Source organism: Aliivibrio finisterrensis (assembly GCF_008933155.1).
Taxonomy (GTDB): Bacteria; Pseudomonadota; Gammaproteobacteria; order Enterobacterales; family Vibrionaceae; genus Aliivibrio; species Aliivibrio finisterrensis.
The window spans coordinates 1-910 of the sequence record NZ_WBVP01000076.1 but is presented as its reverse complement, the minus strand read 5'-3'; the positions used below and the strand labels follow the sequence as shown (position 1 = coordinate 910).

Annotated in this window: 1 protein-coding gene; it reads right to left on the bottom strand. The window is 48.6% G+C overall.

The window, feature by feature from the left end:
• Nucleotides 1-910 (bottom strand): hypothetical protein (locus F8B77_RS17650; protein ID WP_167512863.1); only part of this gene is annotated, 910 nt, incomplete at both ends.

Here is a 910-nt window from a genome sequence, read left to right as displayed (position 1 = left end):
CACTATCGCAGCGCTGCTTTGCACATTCACCGTTTCATCACTGTAGGCGGCGACCGTCGAGTTACTATCGCTAACCATTATTTGAAGTCGATAACGTTCACCAGAGGTCAATGAGGTTAGTTCGTTGAAACTAGGGTTTGCATTGCCCCTTGAGTTCCAAGTACTACCGTTATCATCACTGGCCTGCCATTGGTAATTGGCGCTTAAATTGGCATTAGCCTGAAGCAGGGTCGTAATTTCTATTTCAATGGCGCTTAGATTAATCAGCCCCACAGTATCACTATCGACTAAATCAGGCTGGTCGTAAGCGAGTAATGGTTGAGTCATCGCTAATTCACCTGGACTCGTCGTAGACCCATTGCTAAACGCGACACTCACCGGACCCAATTGTTGAGTAAGCATACCTTGTGTTTGCGTCGCCATCACACTTAACACTTTAGTGCCTGGATGAGCGGCAATCATATCGCTGACTGTGGTATAGGTCGTAGCCGGGGCAAGCTCGCTTCGATATTCATACACCGTCGTATAAGCGCCTGATGACTCTCCTTCAACTTCTTGGAGATTTTGTGAGAACAGTGTGCCGTATGAGGCGATACTCGCTGGTGAAGAAAAGCTGACACTCAGCCCACTGTGCCAACCCGCGACATTCGTCGGTATTATATCTTGAACAATAGCGGCACTCACCTCTACCGTTTCGGCCATCACCTGACCATTTTCACTGTAACTCAATGCTAAAAGCACATGACGCCCAGCATGCCCTTGTAGACTATTGTTAGTCAGCGCTTGCCAAGTTTCCGGTGCACTGCGTTGTGTAGGAGTGTCCACTAGATACCAATTAGCCGTGATATTGGCACTATTTGCGTTATCGAGCGAACCATCGCGCAGCAGCTGTGCTTGAAACTGCGGCGTA